General features: G+C 35.8%; 22 protein-coding genes and 1 tRNA gene. 15 read left to right on the forward strand and 8 right to left on the reverse strand.

From position 1 onward, the window contains the following. The first annotated feature begins 10 nt into the window (after positions 1-10). Entirely contained in the window at positions 11-985 is a 975-nt protein-coding gene (locus tag AACY93_RS06475) for a polyprenyl synthetase family protein (RefSeq protein WP_286854606.1), read from the forward strand. A gap of 21 nt (positions 986-1,006) precedes the next feature. Beyond that, positions 1,007-1,363 (forward strand): hypothetical protein, encoded by a 357-nt coding sequence (locus AACY93_RS06480; RefSeq protein WP_286854607.1) that lies wholly within the window; start codon positions 1,007-1,009, stop codon positions 1,361-1,363. On the opposite strand, the gene AACY93_RS06485 is transcribed toward AACY93_RS06480, so the two are convergent. Further along, positions 1,360-1,902, reverse strand: a complete 543-nt coding sequence (locus tag AACY93_RS06485; protein WP_286854608.1) for an alpha-ketoglutarate decarboxylase — start codon at positions 1,900-1,902, stop codon at positions 1,360-1,362. The genes AACY93_RS06480 and AACY93_RS06485 overlap by 4 nt on opposite strands. 114 nt (positions 1,903-2,016) lie before the next feature. Between AACY93_RS06485 and AACY93_RS06490 the strand changes: the two genes are divergently transcribed. The 3 genes from AACY93_RS06490 to odhB all read left to right on the forward strand — a co-directional run bounded on the left by AACY93_RS06490 (position 2,017) and on the right by odhB (position 7,125). Continuing rightward, positions 2,017-4,776: a 2-oxoglutarate dehydrogenase E1 component gene (locus tag AACY93_RS06490; protein WP_287006126.1), complete on the forward strand. Its 2,760-nt coding sequence runs from the start codon at positions 2,017-2,019 to the stop codon at positions 4,774-4,776. Further along, a complete protein-coding gene (locus tag AACY93_RS06495; RefSeq protein ID WP_287006128.1) occupies positions 4,777-5,739 on the forward strand; it encodes a M23 family metallopeptidase in 963 nt (320 codons plus the stop codon). It abuts the gene before it with no gap. A 138-nt stretch (positions 5,740-5,877) separates the two neighbouring features. Continuing rightward, positions 5,878-7,125 carry a 2-oxoglutarate dehydrogenase complex dihydrolipoyllysine-residue succinyltransferase gene (gene odhB, locus AACY93_RS06500; protein ID WP_287006130.1) on the forward strand — a complete coding sequence of 416 codons (1,248 nt, stop codon included), beginning with the start codon at positions 5,878-5,880 and terminating at the stop codon, positions 7,123-7,125. Between the two features lie 537 nt (positions 7,126-7,662). Here odhB and AACY93_RS06505 read toward each other — a convergent pair. From AACY93_RS06505 to AACY93_RS06535, 7 genes are all read right to left on the reverse strand, one after another. Then, positions 7,663-8,289, reverse strand: a complete 627-nt coding sequence (locus AACY93_RS06505) for a response regulator transcription factor (RefSeq protein WP_287006131.1) — start codon at positions 8,287-8,289, stop codon at positions 7,663-7,665. 64 nt (positions 8,290-8,353) lie between these two features. Next, positions 8,354-8,809 carry a retropepsin-like aspartic protease gene (locus tag AACY93_RS06510; RefSeq protein ID WP_286854612.1) on the reverse strand — a complete coding sequence of 152 codons (456 nt, stop codon included), beginning with the start codon at positions 8,807-8,809 and terminating at the stop codon, positions 8,354-8,356. 2 nt (positions 8,810-8,811) lie between these two features. Further along, positions 8,812-11,382 carry a CHAT domain-containing protein gene (locus tag AACY93_RS06515; protein WP_286854613.1) on the reverse strand — a complete coding sequence of 857 codons (2,571 nt, stop codon included), beginning with the start codon at positions 11,380-11,382 and terminating at the stop codon, positions 8,812-8,814. A gap of 24 nt (positions 11,383-11,406) precedes the next feature. After that, the gene (locus AACY93_RS06520) at positions 11,407-13,362 is read right to left on the reverse strand and encodes a PKD domain-containing protein (RefSeq protein WP_286854614.1); all 1,956 of its coding nucleotides are present in this window, start codon (positions 13,360-13,362) and stop codon (positions 11,407-11,409) included. 75 nt (positions 13,363-13,437) lie between these two features. Then, entirely contained in the window at positions 13,438-14,472 is a 1,035-nt protein-coding gene (locus AACY93_RS06525) for a hypothetical protein (protein ID WP_007647699.1), read from the reverse strand. 184 nt (positions 14,473-14,656) lie between these two features. Then, on the reverse strand, positions 14,657-15,247 hold the full coding sequence (locus tag AACY93_RS06530; protein WP_286854615.1) for a hypothetical protein: 591 nt from the start codon (positions 15,245-15,247) through the stop codon (positions 14,657-14,659). Between the two features lie 205 nt (positions 15,248-15,452). Then, on the reverse strand, positions 15,453-15,929 hold the full coding sequence (locus AACY93_RS06535) for a hypothetical protein (RefSeq protein ID WP_286854616.1): 477 nt from the start codon (positions 15,927-15,929) through the stop codon (positions 15,453-15,455). 139 nt (positions 15,930-16,068) lie between these two features. Between AACY93_RS06535 and AACY93_RS06540 the strand changes: the two genes are divergently transcribed. The 10 genes from AACY93_RS06540 to AACY93_RS06585 all read left to right on the forward strand — a co-directional run bounded on the left by AACY93_RS06540 (position 16,069) and on the right by AACY93_RS06585 (position 22,821). Then, complete coding sequence (locus AACY93_RS06540; protein ID WP_007647702.1) at positions 16,069-16,650, forward strand: sigma-70 family RNA polymerase sigma factor; 582 nt, start codon at positions 16,069-16,071, stop codon at positions 16,648-16,650. Positions 16,651-16,652: 2 nt separating this feature from the next. After that, positions 16,653-17,384 (forward strand): hypothetical protein, encoded by a 732-nt coding sequence (locus tag AACY93_RS06545; RefSeq protein WP_286854617.1) that lies wholly within the window; start codon positions 16,653-16,655, stop codon positions 17,382-17,384. Positions 17,385-17,613: 229 nt separating this feature from the next. After that, complete coding sequence (locus tag AACY93_RS06550) at positions 17,614-18,381, forward strand: TatD family hydrolase (RefSeq protein ID WP_286854618.1); 768 nt, start codon at positions 17,614-17,616, stop codon at positions 18,379-18,381. A 1-nt stretch (position 18,382) separates the two neighbouring features. Next, complete coding sequence (locus AACY93_RS06555) at positions 18,383-19,414, forward strand: asparaginase (protein ID WP_286854619.1); 1,032 nt, start codon at positions 18,383-18,385, stop codon at positions 19,412-19,414. A 74-nt stretch (positions 19,415-19,488) separates the two neighbouring features. Then, positions 19,489-19,576: transfer RNA gene (locus AACY93_RS06560), tRNA-Ser, on the forward strand. Positions 19,577-19,651: 75 nt separating this feature from the next. Beyond that, positions 19,652-20,437, forward strand: coding sequence for a MotA/TolQ/ExbB proton channel family protein (locus AACY93_RS06565; protein WP_286854620.1), 786 nt, complete (start codon positions 19,652-19,654; stop codon positions 20,435-20,437). A 25-nt stretch (positions 20,438-20,462) separates the two neighbouring features. After that, positions 20,463-20,882: a hypothetical protein gene (locus AACY93_RS06570; RefSeq protein WP_286854621.1), complete on the forward strand. Its 420-nt coding sequence runs from the start codon at positions 20,463-20,465 to the stop codon at positions 20,880-20,882. 2 nt (positions 20,883-20,884) lie between these two features. Then, positions 20,885-21,523, forward strand: coding sequence for a biopolymer transporter ExbD (locus AACY93_RS06575; RefSeq protein ID WP_286854622.1), 639 nt, complete (start codon positions 20,885-20,887; stop codon positions 21,521-21,523). Positions 21,524-21,536: 13 nt separating this feature from the next. Next, positions 21,537-22,022 (forward strand): biopolymer transporter ExbD, encoded by a 486-nt coding sequence (locus AACY93_RS06580; RefSeq protein ID WP_286854623.1) that lies wholly within the window; start codon positions 21,537-21,539, stop codon positions 22,020-22,022. 94 nt (positions 22,023-22,116) lie between these two features. Then, entirely contained in the window at positions 22,117-22,821 is a 705-nt protein-coding gene (locus AACY93_RS06585) for a porin family protein (RefSeq protein WP_286854624.1), read from the forward strand. Positions 22,822-22,847: the final 26 nt, after the last annotated feature.

Below are 22,847 nucleotides of genomic sequence, written 5' to 3' on the forward strand. Positions count from 1 at the left end.
TTTTTGTTTGATGCAACAAGTATCAATTTATCAAGAAGCCTTTGTTTCTTATTTAAACAATTTCATCAAGCCAAGGGAACCGGAATCTCTATACAATCCCATAAATTATATTTTAAAACTAGGAGGCAAGCGTTTGCGTCCAGTTTTAACTTTAATGACGGCCGAAATATTTAATTGCGACTACAAAAAAGCGCTGGATGCAGCTTTGAGCATTGAAGTGTTTCACAACTTTTCTTTGGTGCATGACGATATTATGGACGATGCGCCTTTAAGAAGAGGTGAGGAAACCGTACACGAAAAATGGGACTTGAACACTGGTATCCTTTCTGGCGATGCCATGTTAATTATGGCTTACCAATTGTTTGAGAATTATAGTCCAGACGTTTTTCAGGCTTTGGCCAGATTGTTCAGTAAAACAGCTTTGGAAGTCTGCGAAGGACAACAGTTTGATGTTGATTTTGAAACCAGGGACAATGTTACCATTCCCGAGTACCTAAAAATGATAGAATACAAAACAGCTGTTTTGGTTGGTGCAGCCATGAAAATGGGAGCCATAGTGGCTCAGGCCACAAAAGAAGACCAAGATATTATATATGAATTTGGTAAAAACTTAGGGATTGCCTTTCAATTACAAGACGATTACCTAGATGTGTTTGGGGATCCAAAAACCTTTGGAAAACAAGTTGGAGGCGATATTATTGAGAACAAAAAAACCTATTTGTATTTAAAGGCAGTGGAATTTTCTGAAGCAGATAAAAAAACCGAACTGCAACATTTATACAGCTTGAACACCACAGACCATTCCGAAAAAATAAAAACAGCCAAACAAATTTTTGTGTCCAGTGGTTCTGCAGAGGCTACCAAAAAAGCCATAGAGGCCTATACCAATAAAGCTTTTAGGGTTTTAGACCACTTAAATGTGTCTGAAAAAAATAAATTAGGCCTTATAGCTTTTGGAAAGCAATTAATGGGTAGAAATGTGTAATGGCTTTAAAGCTATGGTTTTATGATGATGAAACAGTTAAAAACAACTCAAGAGATTTTGGATGCGTCCTTGCAACAGGATTTATACAATAAATTGGTCCAACAGCTAAACAAGGATTTTTTATATGCCAACATCGATTTGAGTTTTAACGAAGATGTCTTGCCATCTAGCCTAAAACTCATCTTGCACGAAACCATTTACATTTTAATTCAGGAAAAATTCATGGATTACCTAAACCTGCTTTATATTATAGATGTTCCAGAATACAAAGTAAAACAACTGGATGGTAGCGATGTGTTGGCACTTTCAGAACAGGTTACCTTTTTGCTGCTACAAAGAGAATGGCAAAAGGTGTGGTTTAAACAACAATATTCTTAAAAATACACACGTACAAATGGCATCCAAGGATCTGCATAAGTGCTTTTGGAATTGTCGTAAAGCACATCAAAACGTATGCCTATGGTGACGTTCCTGGCATGATAGCCAGCTCCAAGAAATAAGGAAGGGTACCAATAATTTTCGTTAGCAAAGCCTGTTCTGCTGTCCCAATCAATACTGACATTGTTTTCTTCAAATTCAGCAGAGATTTGAATCTCATTAATTGGATTAAAAAGTCCAATGATACTTCCTCCAATTATGGTGGATTTGTAATAATTTTTTTGAGAATTGTATGTGCCACTCAACCCAAACCCTAAAGCAAACTGTCGGTTAAATTGATAAATGGCACTGGGAGCCAAGGTGCCGCTAAAGAAATTGTTGCCAAAACTCAAACCAATACCACCTCCAAACCGAACATGATTCCAAAAATCACTTTTTTGACTGTAATTGTTTTCTTGTGCAAAAAGAGGTGCTGAAAACAAACAGATTAACAGCATAAGCATCCTGGATTCGTGTATAATAAGGGATTTTTTTTTCATAATAGGGTTTTTGGTTAAAATAGGTTGGATAAAAATAATAAAAGCATATCTAATTTTACTAAAAGTTGTACTTTTGTATTAATTTTATTTAAACGTTTTAGTTTTTCATTTTATATGGACAAATATTCCTTCTTAAATGCAGCACATACAGCTTACTTTGCTGAATTATACGACCAATATTTACAAAACCCAGATTCTGTAGAACCAAGTTGGAGAGCCTTCTTTCAAGGCTTCGATTTTGGCAGCGAAAGTTATGGTATGGTAGATCAGCCTGTAGAAGCTGCCTCCTGCGAACATGTTTCGGAAAGCCTTACCAAGGAATTTCAGGTAATCAAGCTTATAGATGGCTATAGGACAAGAGGGCATTTGTTTACAAAAACAAATCCGGTTAGAGAGCGTAGAAAATATGCTCCTACTTTGGAAATTGAGAATTTCGGCTTGTCTAAATCCGATTTAAACACGGTTTTTAGTGCAGGTGAAGTTATTGGGATTGGGTCTCAAACCCTTCAGGAAATCATCAACCACTTAGAGAAAATTTACTGCAGCTCCATAGGTGTTGAATATATGTACATTAGAAAACCTGAAGAAATAAAATGGATTCAAGACAAATTAAACATTAACGACAATCAGCCTAACTTTTCAGCAGAACAAAAAAAATACATCCTTAAAAAGCTAAACGAAGCTGTTTCTTTTGAAAGTTTCTTGCACACCAAGTATGTTGGACAAAAACGCTTTTCATTGGAAGGAGGCGAGTCTTTAATTCCAGCATTGGATGCCTTAATTGAAAAAGCTTCAGAATATGATGTTAAGGAATTTGTGATGGGAATGGCACATCGTGGTCGTTTAAGTACCTTGACCAATATTTTTGGAAAATCGGCCAAGGATATTTTTAGCGAGTTTGAAGGCAAAGATTACGAACAGGAAGTGTTTGATGGTGACGTAAAATACCATTTGGGTTGGACTAGCGATAGAATAACAAATTCTGGAAAGAAAATTAACTTGAACATCGCTCCAAACCCATCGCACTTGGAAACCGTTGGTGCCGTAGTGGAAGGGATTGTTAGAGCCAAACAAGACGATAAATATGCTGAAAACCCATCACAGGTTTTACCAATTATCGTTCATGGAGATGCAGCAATAGCAGGTCAAGGCTTGGTGTACGAGATCATTCAAATGGCCCAATTGGATGGGTATAAAACCAATGGAACCATTCATATTGTGGTAAACAACCAAGTAGGATTTACAACCAACTATCTAGATGCTCGTTCCAGTACCTATTGTACAGATGTTGGCAAAGTAACACTTTCGCCTGTTTTGCACGTTAATGCAGATGATGCAGAAGCTGTGGTTCACGCCATGTTGTTTGCCTTGGATTTTAGAATGCAGTTTAAACGCGATGTGTTTATAGATTTATTGGGTTATAGAAAATATGGCCATAACGAAGGGGATGAACCACGTTTTACACAACCTAAATTGTACAAAGCCATTGCAAAACATAAAAATCCAAGGGAGATTTATGCCGAAAAGCTAATTTCTCAAGGGATTGTTGATGAAGCTTATGTAAATAAGTTGGAAGAGGAATACAAAGCGACCTTAGAGGAAAAATTAGAAGACTCAAGAAAAGAAGACAAAACCGTTATTACGCCATTCATGCAAAACGAATGGGAAAATTATTTTACGGTTGAAGAAGATAAAATGATGAAACCTGTAGATACCACCTTCCCTAAAGATGGTTTGGCTAAAATCGCCAAGGTGCTCTCATCATTACCAAAAGACAAAAAATTTATACGTAAAATATCCCGTTTGGTAGAGTCCAGACAAGATATGTTTAACGAAGATAAACTGGATTGGGCCATGGCAGAACATTTAGCTTATGGTTCTATTCTAGAAGAAGGATTTGATGTTAGAATCTCTGGACAAGATGTGGAAAGAGGAACCTTTTCCCACAGACACGCTGTGGTAAAAGTGGAGGACAGTGAAGAAGAAATTATATTGCACAATAATATCAGTGACAAACAAGGGAAATTCTTTATTTACAATTCCTTGCTGTCAGAATATGGTGTTTTAGGTTTTGATTATGGTTACGCTATGGCAAGTCCAAAAACACTTACCATTTGGGAAGCCCAATTTGGGGACTTCAGCAATGGCGCACAAATTATGATAGATCAATACATATCTGCAGCCGAAGATAAATGGAAACTTCAAAATGGTCTGGTCATGTTGTTGCCTCATGGTTATGAAGGCCAAGGAGCAGAGCATTCTTCTGGTAGAATGGAGCGTTATCTTCAGCTTTGTGCTAAAGATAACATGTATGTGGCAGATTGTACTACACCTGCAAACATGTTCCATTTGTTAAGAAGACAGGTAAAAGCTAAATTTAGAAAACCATTGATCGTGTTCACACCTAAAAGCTTGTTACGCCATCCTTTGGTTGTTTCCACAGTAGATGAATTTGCAAATGGTGGGTTTAGAATGTTAATTGATGATGAAAGAGCAAAAGCCGAGAGCATTAAAACCTTGGTATTTGTTACTGGAAAATTCTATTACGATTTACTTGAAGAACAAGAAAAATTAGGAAGGGAAGATATGGCCTTGGTGAGAATTGAACAATTGTTTCCACTTCCAGTAGATGATATTAGAGCCATTTTAAAGAAATACAAAAATGCCGAAGATGTGGTTTGGGCTCAAGAAGAACCTAGAAACATGGGAGCTTACAGTCATATGTTAATGCACCTGGACGAAGCCAAAACGTTTAGGGCAGCAACCAGAAGAGCATACGGAGCTCCTGCAGCAGGAAGTACTGTGCGTTCTAAAAAACGTCATAAAGAAGTCATTGATTACGTGTTCGATAAAACAAAAAACAATCAACGTTAAATGAAAAAAAGCGTATTTATATTATTATTTTTTATTACTCTAGGTTCTTTTTCGCAAGAACAGGAAAACTATAAAAAAGAAGTGTCAGAATTGGTGTCATTTTTTAATGAGCAAAATTATGATGCCATATATAATATGTATAATTACGATATGAAAAAGGCTTTGCCTTTAACTAAAACAAAAACCTTTTTTGCAGATTTGAATAGTAGCTTGGGCAAAATCTCCAAGACTGAATTTAAAAATTTAAAAGAATTGGCTCATGTCTATAAAGTAACTTTTGCCTCAGAAGTGAGGGATATGTTGGTTTATTTAGATAAAAACAACAAAATAGGTGGCTTGCAAATAACTTATCACAAACCAGAAAACCTTCAGGTTATTGAGCGAAATACAACTAAAATGATATTGCCATTTCATGAAGAATGGTTTGTGTTTTGGGGAGGGACCACAGAAGATCAAAACTATCATGTAGCCCATGAAAACCAGAAATATGCTTACGATATCTTGATAATGAAAGATGGCGTATCCTTTACGGGAGACCCTAAAAACAATGAGAGTTACTTTGCTTTTGGAAAAGAAATTATAGCACCTTGCGATGCTAAAGTAGTAAAAGTGATCACAGGAGTAGAGGACAACATACCTGGAGAATTAAACCCTGAACAACTTACTGGAAACACCATAGTTTTAGAGACCAGCAACAAAGAATATATTTTGTTTGCACATTTAAAGCATCAATCCATAGTTGTAAGGGAAGGCCAATTTATAAGACAAGGAGCACTTTTGGCGCAATGTGGTAATTCTGGTAATACATCAGAGCCTCATTTGCATTTAAGTTTGCAAAACACCTTGGATATGAATATTGCCACAGGAGGAAAATTGTATTTTGAAAAGATTTTGGTCAATGGCGAATTACAGAGAGTTTATCTGCCTGTTAAGGGAGATGTTGTTAAAAATATAGGAAGATAGTATTTTAAGAACTATAAACACAAATACAACAAACAGTTTAAAGATGTGTCTGAAGCTTTAAACTATTTATTACAAAAGGACAAAAAGAAATAGAACAAAAACAACGTAAGCAAATAGGTTACAAATAAAATTATCATTATGATTTTAGAAATGAAAGTTCCTTCACCAGGAGAATCAATTACAGAAGTAGAAATAGCAACTTGGTTGGTGCAAGATGGAGATTATGTAGAAAAAGACCAAGCCATTGCCGAGGTAGATAGCGATAAAGCAACACTGGAATTACCAGCTGAAGCCAGTGGTACCATCACACTTAAGGCAGAAGAAGGTGATGCTGTTGCTGTTGGAGCAGTTGTATGTTTAATAGATACAAGTGCTTCGAAACCAGACGGAAGTTCTGCTCCTAAAAAGGAAGACATAAAAGAGGAAGCTCCTAAAAAGGAGGAGGCTCCCAAAAAGGAAGCTGCTGTCACTTCTAGCACAGCAGAGACCTCTTCAGAAACCAAAACCTATGCTACTGGAACTGCAAGTCCAGCTGCAAAAAAGATTTTAGCCGAAAAAGGCATGGACGCCTCAAGTATTTCTGGTACCGGAAAAGATGGTCGTGTTACAAAAGAAGATGCTGTAAAAGCAGTACCATCTATGGGAACACCAACGGGTGGATCCAGAGGAACTTCAAGAAGTAGAATGTCTATGTTACGTCGTAAAGTTGCAGAACGCTTGGTTGAAGCCAAAAATACAACAGCCATGTTGACCACTTTTAATGAGGTAGACATGTCTCCAATTTTTGCTTTGAGAAACGAGTATAAAGATACGTTTAAAAACAAACACGGAGTTGGATTGGGCTTTATGTCTTTCTTCACCTTGGCTGTGGTGAGAGCCTTGAAAATGTATCCTGCCGTAAACTCAATGATAGATGGAAATGAAATGATTTCTTACGATTTTGTGGATGTTTCCATAGCCGTTTCCGGACCTAAGGGCTTAATGGTTCCTGTAATAAGAAATGCCGAAAACCTAACTTTTAGAGGCGTAGAGTCTGAAGTGAAACGTTTGGCTATTCGCGCACGCGACGGACAAATAACTGTAGATGAAATGACAGGTGGAACCTTTACCATTTCCAATGGAGGTGTTTTTGGAAGTATGTTATCCACTCCAATCATCAACCCGCCACAAAGCGGTATATTGGGCATGCACAATATTGTGGAACGTCCAGTGGCCATTGATGGTAAAGTGGAAATAAGACCAATCATGTTCGTGGCTTTATCTTACGACCATAGAATTATAGACGGTAAAGAATCTGTAGGGTTTTTGGTTGCCGTTAAAGAAGCTCTGGAAAACCCAACAGAGTTGTTAATGAACAACGATATTAAAAAAGCACTGGAATTATAACCAGAGATATTTGTCTGTTTATAGGAAATAGCTGAAACTTTAAAAAATAAGTCTCAGAAGGTTAAAAACAAGGAAGCGCAATCTAATTTTTAGATTGCGCTTTTATCTTGAAAATAACTAACTAAAAAAAATTAACAAGAATATTAATGGAAATAACCGTTACAACAACAATAACCAATCCAATTATAAAAAATTTGTTGATAGAATTATACTCATCATCCATGACTTAAAAATTTTGATTAAGGGACTTCTTTTAATCTTTAAGAGGAAATAAAACCCTGTGCTTTTTAACACACAGAGTTTTATAAATTTTCCCTTAAAGGTAATTGATTAATAGCAGTGTAAATATCCTAATAATCTGAATGCCAAACAATACGTAACGTTACGTATTTTTATTAGTTAAAGTATATAAACGAAGAAAGCTCCAGACAAATACATTTATCTAGAGCTTTCATAATTCTCCCTAAGAACTAATTAATAGCAAAGCAAATATCGGGATTAAAAGCACATCAAACAATACGTAACGTTACGTATATTTTATTCTAAAAGAGTTTGATTTTCTTTAGCCCAGATTAAAAGACTGTTTTGAATAGGAGCAAGATTAAGCTTTTTAATAATATGGCTTTTGTGTTTTTCTACAGTTCGATTAGATATAAACATCAAGTCTCCAATCTCTTTGGCTGTTTTATTTTGAGCAATATGTTTTAGTACCTCTTTCTCTGTTGGAGTTAAGGTTTCTAATTCTTTGGGTGTGCTTTCAACTTCTAAATAAGACAATAATTCTGGACTAAAATATGGGATGTCTTTGGATACAGTATCAATACATTGCTCTATTTCTGTAAGTGCAAATTCTTTTAAAACATACCCATAAACACCTAGGGACTTTGCTTGCTTGTAAATGGTCTCGTCTTTTTCAAAAGTAATAAGTACAATCTTGGTTTGATAGTTTAAGGCTTTGCATTTTTCGGCAATTTCCAAACCTGTATAATATGGCATCTGGATATCTAAAATCGCAATCTCTGGTTTATGGGTTTCAATAAGTTCCAATGCATCTTTGCCGTTTACTGCACTGGCCAATACATTGTATTTTTTTTCCAAGAGAAAATCATTCAATCCTTTAAGGATTAATGGATGGTCGTCTGCTATTATAATGGAAGACTGCATAGGTTTTTAAATAGTAGAAATAGTTATTAAATATAAGTTTTTTTGTTAAAAAGACAGAACGGATTTATAGTTTTAGGTATAAATACTTTTTTTCATAATCAATAATGCCTTTTCCTTTTTTTAAGATATCTGCTCCTATAATGCCATCCACAGGTTGGGAATTATGTGTTGTTAAGGCTGTATTGACATGGGTTAGATTAAATAAAACAAGTGCCACTTTATCTTTTTTCCACCTCCCAATTTTCAAATTGTTTTTTTGTGATATTTGGGTAAGCATGTCTGTGGCTCCAGCCCCAGCTGCTTTAATTTCAGAATCCTTGGCTTTAAGCTTAAAGGTTTCAACAGCCTCAAAGCCCACACAAGAACTGGATGCTCCTGTATCTAAAATAAACAATCCCTTTACGCCATTAATGGTGGCTTTTATTTCAAAATGATTGGTTTTTGTTAGCTTGAGCTTAATTTTTGTATAGCCTTTTGCCAAAAGAAAGTCTTTAAGGTTTAAATGCGACAGGTCACTCATAATCATTTTTGTTTTTTGACGTATAAAAATACAACAATAATAACAGTTAGTGCAGCAAAAAAATAATAAAGCATATTAGGGGTTTCTTTTTTAAAATCAACAGGATTGCCATAGTACACAAAGGCGCTCCAATAATATGGTGATTTTTTTACGTTGCTAATAGATGAGTCTTTTAAATAGGATAGTTTGGATTGTCTGTTGGCCACTGAAGCAGAAGCAGTTTTTTTATAGTTTTTGTAAAACAAAGACATCATATTTGCCGTAGAAGCATCGTTGATTTGCCATAGGGAAAACAAAATGTTTTTGGCACCAGCATATTGAAATCCCCTGGCAATGCTCATGGCTCCTTCGCCTTTTTGCAACTTGCCAATTCCTGTTTCGCAGGCACTCAAAACCACCAATTCGGGATGGATATTCAAACTGTACAATTCGTTTAAAAGCATGGGCTCGTCGTAAAACGCCATAGAAGCTGGGTTTATGAAATCGCCACTGCTTGCATGTGTAGAGATATGCAAGATGTTATGGTTTGATGCAGATTTTAAAAAATTGTTTTTGGTGGCTTCAGAATTAAAAAACATGGTAGCATCCATTTCTTTTTCTATGGCTTTGGCTTCATCCAAAGAGTAGCTAAGTGGCTGATTGCTGTTTTTGAATACAGGGAAAATACCTAAAACCTTAGAGTTTTCTGGCACTTCAGGTGTTTCTAAATAAAATGTCAAACTAGAATTGTAAACTACCTGTTGTTTGGTCACCAAAAAAGGCATTTTCGAAAAATTGAAGCTGGTTGTCTCTTCTGTCAGTAAGGCTTCAAATGGCATGAAGTTTAACAAGCCATCTGGAATAATAATGAGGTTTTTCGCCGTTATGGTTTCATTTAAATGTAAAAATCGATACATGTTAAAAGCTTGGTTGGTGAAATCCTGGATGTTGTTGTTGATGGCTGAAGCCGTATCGAATAAATGAATGAAATCTGTAAGGGATTTTTTAGAACTTTCCTCTAATGTCATTTTTAAGAAAGCCGTGTTTTTTTCTGATATGATGAACTGATAAATAGCACGTTCACCATAAAAATAAATAACGATGTTTGCCTGATCCAATGCAAGTTGTTTTTGGATTTTAGGGACATCTACAGCCTGTTTTTCCTCAGGATATGTGGCGTCAATGTGTTGTTGTAGGGTTTTTAAAGCCATGCTTATATCCAAAAGCTGCTTGTTTAAACTATCGTTTGCCGTTGCTTGGTAACCTAATTGCGTTTTTATCAACACACTGGTTAATTGTTCTTGTGTTACAAGAAGTTGCTGTTCTTTTAACAATAAAGTATCTGTTGGATGTTTCTCCAGGAGCGTTTTTTTTCGGGATACATCCTTTAAAACATAAGCTTTATGGGTTTCGGCATATTGTAAGGCTCGCGTAAAAAGTTCAATGTTTGAATGGATTTGATAGCTTTCAAAAAGCAGGTCTATACAATGTTCGCTACGTTTTCTGTTACTAACTTGATTGGTGATTATCGATTCTTGGGATGTTAGATTTTCTATTAACAATCCGGATACATAAAAGCTCAAATCGTAATAGGCCAAAGCCTTTTCGGAGCTATTTTGTAATCTCGCCAGCAAATCAAAAATATCTATAAAGGTGTTTTCTGCATATAGATGTGTTTTTTCAGGAATGGTTTTTCGTTTTAAATTGGGCAGTAAGGTGTGTAGTGCCGATTGCAAATTTTGATTGGCTTTCTCAAAACTACGCAATAGATACTGTAATTGGGCCTTTTTAACAAAATGCTTAGCAATGTCCCTGTTGGTTAACGAATCCTTTTTTTGAAATATTTCTGAAAGATTCAAATGTTTTAAAGCCAATTCATAATTCCCTTTTTTCAATGCCAATTCGTATTCCAGTTGCTGTTTGTTGAACATATCTTTAGAATTAGGAAAAATGACATCATTATCTAAATTATTGGCGATAGAGGTGTTTAACGCAATTAAACTAGAGGCTTTAAGCGCGTTTAATTTGTCTTTTTGTTTGGTTTCTATATTTGAAATGTGCTTGGTTTTATCTATCAAATCCAAAACCGATTGGTGCATGCCACGCGTTTGATAGAGCACAGAAAGATTTATGATTCCCGCAATGTACTGGGTATTGTTTTTGTTTTCTTTGGCTAAAGAAAGGTATTGTTTTATGGTGTTTTCGGCATCTGTATAATTGTTGGTTTTGGTGTATAAATTCCCCAAAGGTTTTAGGCAATACTCGATTATATCGTAATCGGAAATACTTGAAAGCCGGTTATCGTTATAACGCTTCCATGCAGTTTCGTAGGTGGAAATTGCCAGATGGAACCTGTTTATATCTTTTAGATAATAGGCCTTGTTGCAAAGTAAAAATACAAATGCCAAGTGTTCGTCTTTTGTTGAAACTTGCGACTTAAAGGTTGCTTCCTGTTTACTTAATGTTTCAAGGGACTGTATGTTTTTATTGGCTATAAAGGTTTCGGTAGCCGTGTAAATGGATTCTTCCAAATGTTGTGAAAAGGAAAGATGGCAAATCATGAACATCAATAATCCGTACCATGTTTTTTTCATAGGAAGCTGTTTCACATAGGTTTTTTAAAATTTCCAAATGGCGTAGAATTGCCAATAACTAAAATCCTGTTTAAAATTCAGGACATATCGTGCGCCAATACTTGGACCAATTCTAGCAAATCCAGCAGTAACATCGACTAACAAGCCTGTTCTAAAATTGGTAAAGCCGTTTTTGTTTTCGTTGGAATAGGTAGCACTGTTCATTAAAAAATTGTCAGTGACACCTTCAAACTGTTCTACCAAAACGTTTTGGGTTTGCTTCTCGCTTATGCTAAACATGCCTTGCAATCCTGCGCCAACGCCTATGTAATTATTTATGTTGTAACGCACAAGAACAGGGATTTCCCAGTCCACATTGCGATAGCTGTTATTGGTTGTGGTGCGTTGTAAAAACAGAAAGCCTTGCCCGCTGTCAACCAATTCATCGGTTGTTTCAGTGTCATCACTGTATTTGTGAAAACTGTTCAATAGCTCCACTTGCCAATACCATCTATAGGATTTATAGGGCGAGATGGTGGCACCAAGAAAGTAACTTTCGGAGTTTTTTAGATATGGGAAAGCATTATAGCCCACTTTGGCTCCTATGGAAATGCCAGGAGCAAACCTGGTTGTGGAATAATTGGTGATGATGGGTTCGTTTTTATCAAAGATAATGGCTGTCCTGCTTTTGGTTTTTTGTTTATGAAAATCTTTGGCAAACTTAATATGGTATGTAACAAAGCCTTTGGTGGAATCGTATTCCTTCACATTTTTTTGTTCACTACCTGGTAAGTATATGTTTTTAAAGGTGAAAATGGCTTGGGTATCTGTAAAGGTGGTATCCAAACAACTGTAATTTACTTCTTCTTTTGGGCAGATGTCACATTTGGGATACATGTCTGTAACCTCAATAGTCGATTTGTCCAACATGTCTGGAATATCGGTTTCCAAACGAATGGTTCTTGCTGGTCCTTCACCATTATTTTGAAATTTGATTTTATACTTTAAGGTTTTAAAACGTACCGTTCTATAACTCATAAACGTACCATTGCTGGCCATCCTGTTGGGATCGTGAGAGGTTACAATTTCCATCTCCATGTCCTTTACCTTGTGGTTGTCAAAATTAACATCTGGCACATACACACCACGTATGGAAATAATGGCACTTGTGTCCTTGAGCATTTCTGGAGGTGTTTTTAGGGTAAAAAACAAATGGCGCTCTTCATTGGGTTTTAAATTGTTGAATTCAAATTGTTCGTAGTTCCTGTAATAAGATTTCGATTCTTCCAAGGTTAATGGTAAATTGGTTTTTATGGTGGAATCCTGTGGTTTGGCTTTTAGGTTTAAAACATTTTTTTCAGCTGAAGCCAATAAGGAATATTCAAAATCATCTATGGCATTTGTGTAAACAAAATTGGCTTTTGGAGTGCGTTTTTCGTTGTGGTAAGCTCTTATGTCTTCCATTATAAAGTTGTCTGCTTTGTATTTATGTTCGTTGTAAAAGAGGAACAGTTTACCGTTTGTGGTATCATTCAAGTAGTTTTTATAGCTCATAATCACAACAATGTCTTCTTCTGGCATCGGTTCCCTGTTGCGTTGAAGCATGAAATCTTCGGTCATGGAAGCACTGTCGTTTGCTGAAGCATCAGCTTGGGTAACCGTTATTTTTTTTGGTCTGGAACTAGGGGGTTTTCCAGTGTCGTAATGATTGGTGGCCCAAAGCTTCACTTCGTAATCGCCAGGGTTTTTATAGCTGTGTTTCGGGTTTTTTTCCTTGCTGTAAGTGCCATCGTCAAATTCCCAATAATATGAATAAAACGCTTTTGGAGCACCAGCAATTTGTTCTAGGGTTGGGGTTTCCGGTGAAAATTGAATGGCATCCCCTTCTACTTGATGAATTATCGTTGCCACACGTGGAATACTATCTTGAGAGCGTGCTTTTTGTGCAGAAAGCCATTGAAAGCAACAGCATAAAAGAATAAAAGTAAAAAATGATCTCATGATACATTCAATTAGGTTCTTGCTAAAATACAAAAAGCGATGGTCTTTACAACCATCGCTTTTCTTTAGGTTAAATTAGGGTAGATTATTGATAATAACTGTCAGTTCTGCTTCTGTAGCTGTATCTGTTTCGTTGAATGAAAAACCAATAATATCGTTTTCTGCAATGGTAACGGACTTTACAGCATATCTCCAGTTGCCATTTTCTTCGGTTACAAATATTAAATGACATTCCAGTCCAATTGGTATTTGGCCATAGTGTTCACTAAACAATCCAGATTCAGGATCGTAGGTGTCTAAATGTGCTAGTCCGGAATCTTCACCATCGTAGGACAGGTACACAGCACTATTGGTGTTGTTGTATCCTTCTGGAACTTCCACATTAATAGTGGTTTTTGGTCTAGGATCGTTATAGAACCTGTCTATGTTTGTCCAGCCAAAGTCATTAAAAAAGGCATAATATTCCGTACCTTCAACAAACACCCCGTTTTCGCCTTGACCAGCTGGATCGTCTTCCATTTCATCCCAAGTAAGATCTCCGTTTTCATCTATAACGCCTGTCCAAAGAATCATGCTGTTGTCTGGAGCTCCTGTAAGTCCAGCAGGGACATTTAGCTGTAAAGGACAGTTGGTTTCCAAAGGAACTCCATCTTGTGTGGCTTCCAGAAAGAATTCGCCTCCAGTAATTAAAAGCGCTTTGTCTCCATTAGGCATCAAACCCATGGTTGGTTTGTTTGTGGTTAACATATTACCTTTTTCAAATACTTCAACATATTCTAAATCTACCGTTCCAGAAACAGCATTGCCGTTTTTTGTTAAACAGTTTCCGTTTATTGAAATCGTTACCCCATTGTCCGAGGTTAAGGAAATAAGGCCATCCTCTGCATTAAATTGAAAATGTTGCGTTACGTTTTCCAAGGCTTGCTCTCTAATATTGGCAAACTCTTGAGCTGACGGTCTATCTGGAGCTGGAACATAATCAACATCGTCGTTGGTATCACAACTTGAAAATAATAAGCTTGCCATTAGAAGGGTTCCAAGAAGCTTTTTGGTGTTTTTGTTCACATTTTTAATAAGTTTAAAATTGTGACTTTGCTTTGTTGTTTTCATAATTAAATAGGATTTAAATTGTTATTCATGTTTATATAAATAGGGCAACTGTTTTGTTACCCTATTTTTTGATTTTTTTTAGACCTTTCATAAATTTGAAGAGTATTTGCTGTCAAATTATTTTTAAGTTGACTTTGGTTTCAAAAAGACACTTTAAAAAACCACAAACCTGAAGACGGAGTTTTTAATAAACTTTAAAGCCTAAAGGAATATAAGGCTGGGCAAAATCTTGGACTGGGCCACCAGAGCCATAGAAATTTGAACTTAAAAACTCAACACTTCCCTGACCAATAGGATATGGAACGTTGGAATAATCTGCTTTTCGCAACACACGCCCTATGGTTTCGTTTAATGCAGAATAGTTGTTTATGGTGCGTACAACTTTTATAATATCTCCAGTATTTACAGGAATTGGAGTTATGTTTTGATAATCCAGTTGTGCTTGAGAAAAGGTGTGTAATCCAGAATACGAAGTGTTTGAGGTTTCATTTATTACCTCCATGATGTAATCTCCTGTCCAAGTACTTGGATTTTGGTATCCAATACTGCAAATTTCTCCAATGGCATTAATTCTTATACGGTATTCATGCGTTTCTAGGTCCATATATTCCGGTAAATCATCATAACCGTTTGAAGAAGAAAAAACATTGGTAATGATAGAGCTAACATAAGTGTTTTCGCAAACATTGTTTGTAGCGTCATCGTCGCTATCGCAAGATGAAAAAGTAAATAAACTTATAAGTACTAGACATGCAATATTTTTTAATTGTTTCATAATGTATTGTTTTAAGGTTTAATTTGTTTTTACACCTTTATATCAACACCATAATTATTTTGTTACCCTATTTTTTTGTTTTTTTATTCAAGCACCTTTAGTTGCTGGTTGATTTATATTAAAAAAAAAAGACCCTTCAAATACATGAAGAGTCCCTTTTCACTGAATTGGTTTTTACCATTCAGTTCCCGATTAATAGCAATCTTTATTTCTTTACTCGAGCTTTTTTTCTTGGAGTTCCTTTAACAACACCACTAATAATCACTTTTGAAGTAACAATCTCGCCTTTGGCAATAAGTTGGATCATTCTGTTGGCATCGTCTTCAGAAGAAGAAAATCCTTTAGCATAGCCATAGGTGCTTTCTACTTCCCAAAAATACAATCTGTTACTGTTGTCTTCGGCTTCATAATTAAGCATATAAAAGCTTTCAATTTTTTTCTCAAGAACCACCTCGCCTGCACTAACTAATGCAATCATTTTATTGGCGTGCTCTAAATTTAATGAGGTTCCTGAATACGTACTTTTGTTGGTTGTTACATTCCAGTCGAATACCTGAACCATGTTTTCTTTAGAAATTGTTACCACTTCATTAAAAGTGTTGAGGATCTTGTTGTTTTCAGTAGCCTTGATACATAATATGGAAAAGGCTACCATTGCGATACTTAATATTGATTTTTTCATGACTTAAAAATTTAATGGATTAATTAATTTTTTGTTTGTATGGCTTTTTCTGCCCTTACAACCTGATATCAAAACCTTTTTGAAATTGTTACCCATAAATCTGAAACTTTTTTTACTTTAGTAGAAAATACAAGGGTTCATGAGCCATAAAAAAAATCACGAAGACCAAAAATATATCGATGGATTGGTTCAAAACAATGCGTTTGTTATTCAAACCATTTACGATAAGTTTGCCCCAAAGGTTATAAACTACATCAAACAGAACAGTGGCGATGTTGCCAATGCCAAAGATGTTATCCAGGAAACCATTATTACCATTTACCATCAAGCAACCGAAAAAGGTCTGCAACTAACTTGTCCGTTCGACGCGTATTTTTTCTTGTTATGTAAACGCAAATGGCTGAACCAGTTAAAAAAAAGAGGCAAAAAAGAGGTAACAATTAACGAAGAGGTGCTATCTAAGGATGACGACGCTCAAGAACTGGCTTTTGAAACCAGCTTATTTGAACAGCAACACAGTTTGTTTAAGGACATGTTTCAAAAATTGGGTCAAGCCTGTAAAGACTTGCTGACAGCCACTTTTAAAATAAAATCCATGGAAAAAGTTGCCGAAAGCCTAGGCGTAACCTATGCCTATGCCAGAAAAAAGAAGTCCTTATGTATAGGGAAACTCACCAAAATGGTTCAAGAGTCACCACGTTATAAAAACCTAAAACCGTAACCATGCAAGACCAAGATTTTATATTATTTGAAGACTACCTTTCGGGACATTTGTCTTTAGAAGAGAAACAGGCTTTTGAAACAAGATTGGAAAGTGATGCCCCTTTTAACAAAGCTTTTGAAGCCTATAAGGAAACTTCTGGTTTTTTGGAACATCATATTAAAAACACAGCAGGGACCGAAGCTTTCAAAGCCAATTTAGAACGTGTTTCATCTGCTTATTTTAACAAACAAGTACCTTCAAAAACCAAACGGATGAACCCTTGGTATTACTCTATGGCAGCTGCAGCTATTTTGGCCATTGGGTTTTTTATAGCACAACAATTTTCAAGTCCTGTTTACGATGATTTTGCCAATTACGGATCCATCAGTTTAACGGTTAGAGGGACACAAAACAATTTAACAACCAAAGCAGAAACAGCCTTTAACAACCATAATTACAAAGATGCTGAAAGATATTTTTTAGACATGTTAGAAACAGACAAAGACAATATAGAATTACAGCTTTACAGAGCCGTGTCCTTAGTTGAACTGAATAAGTACAACGAAGCAGATAAACTCTACAACAACATCATACAAACCCCTTCGGTTTATAAAAACAAAGCCATTTGGTATTTGGCATTGAGTAAATTAAAGCAAGGAGACGAAGAGGCTTGTGTGAATGTGTTGAAAACCCTTCCCGAAGAAGCAGAAGATTACCAACAGGCGCAAGAACTCATTGATAAACTGGATTAAAATGAGGCACAAAGTTGTTTGAAAAGTTATTCCAAAGAGATGGATCGCTTTAAAGGAATGCATCCCATAGTGCACAGTTGCAATGGTTTTTTTCAAAATCAATATCCAAACAGACCTGACAATCTAGAAATTTCGGGATAAAACCTAATAGGTTTAAAATTTCAATATTTCAGTATAAAACACGAAAAGTCCTTAAGGTTATTTGTGAAAGAACCCATACTTTTGCAACATGATAATAACCGATACACATACCCATTTATATAGCGAAGCGTTTGCTGATGACAGAAATGAGATGATACAAAGAGCCATAGATGCTGGCGTATCGCGTTTTTTTATTCCAGCCATAGATTCTAGATATACAGAAGCCATGTTGCAATTGGAAAAAGCCTTTCCACTACATGTATTTTTAATGATGGGGCTGCATCCAACTTCGGTAAAGGAAAATTATCGTGAGGAATTGGCTCTAGTAGAAGCTCTGTTGGCCAAACGTGACTTTTATGCCATAGGCGAAATAGGGATCGATTTGTACTGGGACACATCCACATTGGAGATTCAAAAGAAAGCCTTTAAGCATCAAATCCAATTGGCCAAGAAATACAAATTACCCATTGTAATACATTGTCGCGATGCCTTCGATGACATTTTTGAAGTTCTGGAAGAAGAGAAAAGCGATGATTTATTTGGTATTTTCCATTGTTTCACAGGAACTTTGGAACAGGCCAAACGTGCCATTTCCTTTAACATGAAATTGGGCATAGGAGGTGTGGTCACTTTTAAAAACGGAAAAATAGACCAATTTCTCAATCTCATAGATTTAAAACATATTGTTTTGGAAACCGATTCGCCTTATTTGGCGCCAAAACCTTATCGAGGCAAACGCAATGAAAGCAGTTACATAATTAAGGTATTGGAAAAACTATCGGAACTTTATGCCTTGCCTCAAGAAAAAATTGCCGAAATTACCACTCAAAATTCTAAAGACATCTTTAAAATATAGTATGGAAGCGAACAACCCTAACATTCTTTTAATCTACACAGGAGGTACCATTGGGATGATAAAAAACCCAAACACAGGGGAATTGAAGTCCTTCGATTTTAATAATTTGTTAAAACGTATTCCGGAATTAAAGTTGTTGAGTTGCAAAATTTCTACCGTTTCTTTTGAAGAACCTATAGATTCTTCCAACATGAACCCAGAATACTGGTTGCAAATGGCAGAAATTATAGAAGAAAACTACAATGCCTTTGATGGTTTTGTGGTGCTTCACGGAAGTGATACCATGAGCTATACAGCCTCTGCCTTAAGTTTTATGTTGGAAAATTTAGCCAAACCGGTAATTTTAACTGGATCCCAATTGCCCATTGGGGATTTACGTACAGATGCCAAGGAAAACCTGATTACCACCATTCAAATGGCATCTTTAAGAAAAAACAACAAACCGGTTATTAGGGAAGTAGGCTTGTATTTTGAATACAAATTATATAGGGGCAACCGAACCACTAAAATAAATGCCGAGCATTTTGAAGCGTTCGAGTCATTAAATTACCCACATTTAGCAGAGTCTGGGGTTCATATTAAAATAAACAAGGAGGCCTTGTTTGTACCCAATACCAAAAAAAAGTTGGTAGTCCACAAAACATTGGATACCAATATTGCACTTATAAAACTATTTCCAGGCATATCAAAAACCATTTTGGAGGCAATAATCAATAATCCCAGTTTAAAAGGTATAATTTTGGAAACCTATGGAGCAGGAAATGCCACTACAGAACCTTGGTTCATAACTTTAATAGATCGGGCCATAAAAAGAGGGCTTCAAGTAGTAAATGTCACACAATGTTCTGGAGGGAGTGTCAATATGGGACAGTATGAAACCAGTTCAGAGTTAAAAAAAATAGGGGTAATTTCCGGAAAAGACATCACAACAGAGGCAGCCATAGTAAAATTAATGTATTTATTGGGAGAAAAAATTTCGGCTAACACCTTCAAAACCATATTTGAAACATCATTAAGAGGAGAATTGTCTTAAAATTAACTTCCAAAATTTTTAGCTTTCAAAAGTTTTTTTGTTATTTGCCTATCGTATTATTGAATAATATAACTAGAGAGGTGGCCGAGTGGTCGAAGGCGCACGCCTGGAAAGTGTGTATACCCCAAAAGGGTATCGAGGGTTCGAATCCCTTCCTCTCTGCTGTTATTTTTATTTTTTAATCGTATTTTTTTTATATCTTTAACACTTTAACTAATAAAATTAAGAACAAGAACAATGAAAAGATTATTTTCTATTCTAGCCATTACCGGAATGATGGCTTTCGGAACTGTTAATGCAAATACAACTGCAAACATAACAGCATCAATAGCAGCAACCGTTGCTAGTGTATCACAAGATGAAGCTGCTACAGATGAGGCAGCAACTGAAGATCTTGGATTTCACCAAGAACTAAAAAAACGTTTTATAGAAGGTGGACCAGGTTTTATGGGGATCGTTCTATTGTGTTTAATTCTTGGTTTAGCAATTGCTATTGAAAGAATTATCTTTTTAAACCTGTCCACTACAAATACTAAAAAATTAACTCAAGACGTAGAAGAAGCATTACAATCTGGTGGTGTTGAAGCTGCAAAAGAAGTATGTAGAAACACAAAAGGTCCTGTTGCCTCCATTTTCTATCAAGGTTTGGATAGAACAGATGAAGGTATCGAAGCTGCCGAAAAAGCCGTTATTGCTTATGGTGGTGTACAAATGGGGCAATTGGAGAAAAACGTATCTTGGATATCCTTATTTATCGCTTTGGCCCCAATGTTAGGGTTCATGGGAACAGTAATCGGGATGATTCAAGCCTTTGATAAAATTGAAGCAGCAGGAGACATGCAACCTTCTTTAGTTGCAGGTGGTATTAAAGTAGCACTTTTAACAACTGTATTTGGTCTAATTGTTGCTATTATACTTCAAGTATTCTACAATTACATTATTGCAAAAATTGATAGCATTGTAAACGATATGGAAGATGCATCAATTACTTTAATGGATTTATTGATTAGAAACAAGAAGTAATAATAACCTAAAAACACATGAAACAATGAGTTTACATAAAATATTAAAAATTATTGTTGGAATACTTTCAGTAGTAGGTGTCATATTCGCTTTAATGATTATGTCCGGAAACGAAGGTATGATAGACAATATGATGTATGTTACTTATGTAGTCCTTGCGCTTATACTAGCTTTAGTTCTAGTTTATGTGATTAAAGGATTATTTGCAGGTGACATAAAAAAGACCCTACTTTCTGTAGGGGCATTCTTGGTGATTATTGTAATTTCTTATGCCATGTCTTCAGGAACAGATTTGGATTTAGAACCTTTTACCAGTAAAGGCGTTGATATTACAGAAGCAACCTCTAAATATGTTGGGGCAGGATTGTACGCATTCTATGCTTTGGCTATTATAGCAATTGGCGCGATGGCGTTATCTGGAATTAAAAAAATATTTAATAAATAATTATGGCAAAAAGATCAGCACCAGAAGTGAATGCAGGCTCGATGGCTGACATTGCTTTCTTACTCCTTATATTTTTCTTGGTTACCACAACCATAGAGACAGATTCTGGACTAAACAGAAAACTGCCTCCAATTGATGATACAGAACAAGAAGATGTTATTATTAAAGAGAAAAACATTTTTCAACTGAATGTGAATAAAAACAACCAATTGTTCTTAAAAACAGGAGGAGAGGAAAAAGTAATTCAAATAAAAGACCTACGTAAAGCTGCTGTTGCCTTCCTAGATAATGGTGGTGGAACAGGTCCTGATGCCTGTAAGCGTTGTCAAGGAAAGAAAAACCCGAGATCTTCGGATAACTTCGATAAGGCCATTATTTCGTTGCAAAGTGATAGAGCTACCAAATACGATACGTATATAGCCGTTCAAAACGAAATAATTGCAGCTTACAATACCTTAAGAAACAGAGAGTTTGAAAGAAGTTTTCCTAACTTGGGAATGAGCTTTGTGGAAGCAGAAAAACGCTATTCAGATCCTAGAACTCCTTCAGCAGAAAAAGCGAAATTAAAAGATAAGATAGAAGAAATTAAAATTTTAATTCCTCAAAAATTCTCTGAAGCAGAACCTAAAAAGTCTAATTAGATAAACAAAACATATGTCTAAATTTAAAAAGAAAAAAGGAGGCGATTTGCCAGCTATCTCTACAGCATCTTTACCTGATATTGTATTCATGCTCTTATTCTTTTTCATGGTGGCAACTGTTATGAGACAGAACACCCTTATGATTGAGAATAACTTGCCATTTGCAGATCAAGTTGAGAAGCTGGATAAAAAAGATTTGGTAATGTATATCTATGCAGGAAAACCTAGTAGTAATTATAAATCTACCTATGGTACCGAAGCCAGAATTCAGCTAAACGATAAGTTTGCAGAGGTTTCTGAAATTCCAGCATTTATTGCTGCAGAACGCGCTTCCAAAAGAGAAGAATTGATCCCGTTTTTAACTACCGCCCTAAAAGTGGACAGTGATGCCAACATGGGTTTGGTTACAGATATTAAACAGGAATTACGTAAAGTAAATGCACTTAAAATTAATTATACAACCAAAAAAGGTGATGCCTTACAAGGGTTGAAAAACTAATTGAATTCTTAATTTTATATTATTTAAAGGCGTTTTGAGCAATCTTAACGCCTTTTGTTTTATATTTAGTTATATATAAATGGTATCTATCAATATGAAGCTTCAAATTGCTTTTACATTACTTTTTTTGTGCGTAACCACACTTTTTTCCCAAGAAGTTGCCATAGATTCTTCCAAGGTTGTAGACACCAAATACAGGGAAGATCAGTTCTATCTAGCCATAACTTATAACCTCTTGGCAAATAAACCTCAAGACGTTTCACAAACAGGCTTTTCCAGTGGGTTTCATTTCGGGTACATTAGGGACTTTCCTTTAAACAAACGAAGAAATTTTGGCTTGGGCTTGGGCTTGGGAGCTTCCATTAACTCTTACAACCATAATATTTATGTGTTTGAAGATGATAAGGGCAATATAAGCTATGCTAATTTAAACGATCTAGATCTCAGCTATTCCAAAAACAAGTTTGCCACTTACCTTTTTGAAGTGCCTTTGGAAGTGAGGTGGCGAACCTCTACGGCTACCGAATATAAATTCTGGAGAATTTATACAGGCTTTAAAATGGGATATTTGGTGGCAAGCTCCACGAAGTTTAAAGGAAGTGGAGGGAAAGTAAAAAACAGTAATATAAGTGATTTTAATAATCTTCAATACGGACTAACCTTTAGTGCTGGTTACAACACCTGGAATTTCCATATTTATTATTCTTTAAACCCAATTTTAAATAAGGATGCCAAATTGGATGGAGAAACCATAGACATGTCTGCCATTAAATTTGGGTTGATTTTCTATATTTTATAAAAATCCAAATCTTTAAGAAGCTATCT

Source organism: uncultured Xanthomarina sp., assembly GCF_963971605.1.
GTDB classification, from domain to species: domain Bacteria; phylum Bacteroidota; class Bacteroidia; order Flavobacteriales; family Flavobacteriaceae; genus Xanthomarina; species Xanthomarina gelatinilytica.

Coding starts and splice junctions, on each gene's coding strand:
- AACY93_RS06495 (WP_287006128.1), top strand. CDS start 4,777: ATGAAAAAAAGCGTATTTATATTATTATTTTTTATTACTCTAGGTTCT.
- AACY93_RS06540 (WP_007647702.1), top strand. CDS start 16,069: ATGAGCCATAAAAAAAATCACGAAGACCAAAAATATATCGATGGATTG.
- AACY93_RS06485 (WP_286854608.1), bottom strand. CDS start 1,902: ATGAAAAAAAAATCCCTTATTATACACGAATCCAGGATGCTTATGCTG.
- AACY93_RS06550 (WP_286854618.1), top strand. CDS start 17,614: ATGATAATAACCGATACACATACCCATTTATATAGCGAAGCGTTTGCT.
- AACY93_RS06490 (WP_287006126.1), top strand. CDS start 2,017: ATGGACAAATATTCCTTCTTAAATGCAGCACATACAGCTTACTTTGCT.
- AACY93_RS06535 (WP_286854616.1), bottom strand. CDS start 15,929: ATGAAAAAATCAATATTAAGTATCGCAATGGTAGCCTTTTCCATATTA.
- AACY93_RS06475 (WP_286854606.1), top strand. CDS start 11: ATGCAACAAGTATCAATTTATCAAGAAGCCTTTGTTTCTTATTTAAAC.
- AACY93_RS06585 (WP_286854624.1), top strand. CDS start 22,117: ATGAAGCTTCAAATTGCTTTTACATTACTTTTTTTGTGCGTAACCACA.
- AACY93_RS06510 (WP_286854612.1), bottom strand. CDS start 8,809: ATGAGTGACCTGTCGCATTTAAACCTTAAAGACTTTCTTTTGGCAAAA.
- AACY93_RS06525 (WP_007647699.1), bottom strand. CDS start 14,472: ATGAAAACAACAAAGCAAAGTCACAATTTTAAACTTATTAAAAATGTG.
- AACY93_RS06565 (WP_286854620.1), top strand. CDS start 19,652: ATGAAAAGATTATTTTCTATTCTAGCCATTACCGGAATGATGGCTTTC.
- AACY93_RS06555 (WP_286854619.1), top strand. CDS start 18,383: ATGGAAGCGAACAACCCTAACATTCTTTTAATCTACACAGGAGGTACC.
- AACY93_RS06520 (WP_286854614.1), bottom strand. CDS start 13,362: ATGAGATCATTTTTTACTTTTATTCTTTTATGCTGTTGCTTTCAATGG.
- AACY93_RS06480 (WP_286854607.1), top strand. CDS start 1,007: ATGATGATGAAACAGTTAAAAACAACTCAAGAGATTTTGGATGCGTCC.
- AACY93_RS06570 (WP_286854621.1), top strand. CDS start 20,463: ATGAGTTTACATAAAATATTAAAAATTATTGTTGGAATACTTTCAGTA.
- AACY93_RS06530 (WP_286854615.1), bottom strand. CDS start 15,247: ATGAAACAATTAAAAAATATTGCATGTCTAGTACTTATAAGTTTATTT.
- AACY93_RS06515 (WP_286854613.1), bottom strand. CDS start 11,382: ATGAAAAAAACATGGTACGGATTATTGATGTTCATGATTTGCCATCTT.
- AACY93_RS06580 (WP_286854623.1), top strand. CDS start 21,537: ATGTCTAAATTTAAAAAGAAAAAAGGAGGCGATTTGCCAGCTATCTCT.
- AACY93_RS06575 (WP_286854622.1), top strand. CDS start 20,885: ATGGCAAAAAGATCAGCACCAGAAGTGAATGCAGGCTCGATGGCTGAC.
- odhB (WP_287006130.1), top strand. CDS start 5,878: ATGATTTTAGAAATGAAAGTTCCTTCACCAGGAGAATCAATTACAGAA.
- AACY93_RS06505 (WP_287006131.1), bottom strand. CDS start 8,289: ATGCAGTCTTCCATTATAATAGCAGACGACCATCCATTAATCCTTAAA.
- AACY93_RS06545 (WP_286854617.1), top strand. CDS start 16,653: ATGCAAGACCAAGATTTTATATTATTTGAAGACTACCTTTCGGGACAT.